Annotated in this window: 2 protein-coding genes and 1 tRNA gene; all 3 read left to right on the top strand. The window is 62.9% G+C overall.

Going from position 1 to position 1664, the window contains the following annotated elements:
• Positions 1–6: 6 nt before the first annotated feature.
• The 3 genes from AC5RWT_RS37160 to nusG all read left to right on the top strand — a co-directional run bounded on the left by AC5RWT_RS37160 (position 7) and on the right by nusG (position 1493).
• Positions 7–79: transfer RNA gene (locus AC5RWT_RS37160), tRNA-Trp, on the top strand.
• Between the two features lie 100 nt (positions 80–179).
• Positions 180–464 carry a preprotein translocase subunit SecE gene (gene secE, locus AC5RWT_RS37155; protein ID WP_493966573.1) on the top strand — a complete coding sequence of 95 codons (285 nt, stop codon included), beginning with the start codon at positions 180–182 and terminating at the stop codon, positions 462–464.
• 93 nt (positions 465–557) lie between these two features.
• Positions 558–1493: a transcription termination/antitermination protein NusG gene (gene nusG, locus AC5RWT_RS37150; RefSeq protein ID WP_494084581.1), complete on the top strand. Its 936-nt coding sequence runs from the start codon at positions 558–560 to the stop codon at positions 1491–1493.
• The last annotated feature ends 171 nt before the right edge of the window (positions 1494–1664 follow it).

Raw genomic sequence — 1664 nt, 5'->3', positions numbered from 1 at the left:
CTCCATAGGGTAGTGGCGCAATTGGTAGCGCAGCGGTCTCCAAAACCGCAGGTTGCAGGTTCGAGTCCTGTCTGCCCTGCGCAGAACCGTCGCAGATTTGACTGCAGCAGTTCAGCATCCCAGCACGAAGCAGCGGTCCCGGCCGGCCGAGGCCGTCCGGGGGCCGGACACCGGACAGAATGAGTGAGGCCAGGTTGACCGATACGTCTTCCAGCAGTCCCCAGGGACGCCCCACCGGACGAAAGACCGAGAAGCGCGGTTTCTTCGCCCGGATCATTCTGTTTGTCCGCCAGACCATTGCAGAACTGAAAAAGGTCGTTACTCCGACCCGCAAGGAATTGCTGAACTACACGCTGGTGGTGATCGCTTTCGTGGTCGTCATGATGCTGATCGTCACGGTGCTGGATCTGATTTTCGGCCAGGGCGCGTTCTTCGTCTTCGGAGACGGCATACCCGAACAGTAACGTCCGCGTTTGCGGCAGCCGTACGGATGGACGATGACGACGGCGGACAGCCGGCGCGAGTCAAGTGAGCTGAAGAAGAAAGCAGGAAGCTAAGTGTCCGACCAGGAACTCGAAGCCCAGAACTCCGAAGAAAACGTAGATCTGGAAGCAGACGAGCAGGTTACCGAGACCGGCGCCGCCGAGGTGGCGGCTTCTGGCGTTGACGCCGCCGACGAGGCTGCCGGTACCGATCTGGCGAGCGAGCTTGACGAGCTTGACCAGGCCGCCGAAGATGCTCCCCTTTTCGATGAGGAAGCCGGCCCCGCCGCTGACGCGGAGGCGGGCGAAGAGGCTGCTGACGAAGCGCCCGCCGCCAATGATGCCGATGACGCCGCAGCCGCCGATGACGCCGCGGAAGAGGTCGAGCAGACCGAAGAGGAAGCACTCGAAGCGTTCCGTGCCAAGCTGCGCCGCCAGCCCGGTGACTGGTATGTCATCCACTCCTACGCCGGCTACGAGAACCGTGTGAAGGTCAACCTGGAGACCCGCATCCAGACCCTGAACATGGAGGACTTCATCTACGAGATCCAGGTCCCGATGGAAGAGGTCGTGGAGATCAAGAACACCACGCGCAAGCTGGTCAAGCGCGTGCGCATCCCCGGCTACGTGCTGGTCCGGATGGACCTGACCGACGCCTCTTGGGGCGCTGTTCGCCACACGCCGGGCGTGACCGGTTTCGTCGGCAACGCCCACAACCCGGTGCCGCTGAGCCTGAAGGAAGTTGCTTCCATGCTGGAGCACACCATCACCGGCACCAAGTCGGAAGCAGGCGGAAAGGCGGCCGGCAAGAGCACGGCGCCGAGCACCCCGATCACGGTCAACTTCGAGGTCGGCGAGTCCGTCACGGTCAACGACGGGCCGTTCGAGACACTGCCGGCCACCATCTCCGAGATCAAGCCGGAATCCCAGCAGCTGGTTGTGCTGGTGACCATCTTCGAGCGCGAAACCCCGGTGACGCTCTCGTTCAGCCAGGTCACCAAGCTCCAGTAACCGAAGACTTCGTGTGGATCCGGAACCGCTTTGTCCGGACCTGCACGGCCGGCCGCCACGCCATGGCGGCCAACCACCGCCGGCACGCTCCTGTGCCGTGCGGTACGTAATGTGAGAGAAGGACCCGATATGGCCCCCAAGAAAAAGGTCACCGGCCTCATCAAGCTCCAG

Source organism: Arthrobacter sp. Dra40 (genome assembly GCF_059091905.1).
The sequence above is the reverse complement of the archived record's forward strand: the minus strand, read 5'-3'. Positions and strand labels throughout refer to the sequence as shown.

Coding starts and splice junctions, on each gene's coding strand:
- secE (WP_493966573.1), top strand. CDS start 180: ATGAGTGAGGCCAGGTTGACCGATACGTCTTCCAGCAGTCCCCAGGGA.